Source organism: Corallococcus sicarius (genome assembly GCF_003611735.1).
Lineage (GTDB): Bacteria > Myxococcota > Myxococcia > Myxococcales > Myxococcaceae > Corallococcus > Corallococcus sicarius.
In genome coordinates this window covers 1-570 of the sequence record NZ_RAWG01000703.1, presented here as the reverse complement: position 1 = coordinate 570, position 570 = coordinate 1, and the positions used below count along the sequence as shown (strand labels likewise).

The 570-nt window shown below is 74.7% G+C and carries 1 pseudogene; it reads right to left on the bottom strand.

Annotated features, from left to right (window positions below):
- Positions 1-570, bottom strand: a pseudogene (locus D7X12_RS41785) (mannosyltransferase); the annotation flags it as partial.

Below are 570 nucleotides of genomic sequence, written 5' to 3'. Positions count from 1 at the left end.
CCCAGGAGCCCCGCGCGCCGCCCCCGGGCAGCCGTCCCGGTGTCGGGCCGGTCCAGGGCCTCCATGGCCACGAGCAGGAAGGACGCGGAGAAGGACTCCGACAGCGTGCGTCCGGCGAAGAGGAGCACCGGTCCGCTGAGGCCCAGGAGCAGGACTCCGAGCGCCCCACCCTGCGGGCCGGCACGGCGTGCGGCGAAGCGATACACGGCCCACAGGCTCCACGCGTGCAGGGCGAACTGGGGCACCGCCACCACGCCCCGGTAGATGCGTGGGTCGGTGATGCCGAGCACCGCGGAGAGCTTCAGGAAGGCCGCCAGCACGCCAGGGAGGGCCCAGTTGCGCAGGCCGTCGCGCCACTCCCACGCCAGCACGCCGTAGCCGTGCACGCGCCACCACGCGGGCTCCAGCGCCTGGAACACCTCGTCCGGGTGGATGCGGCCCAATTCGCGCACCGCCACGACGATGGGCACCAGCGCCACCGCGAGGAGGCCCAGGACACGGAGGCTTCCGGGCGGTCCCGTCCGGAGGGGCTCCGCTTCGGGCGGAGGAAGGTCCAGGGGGGTCTGGGGC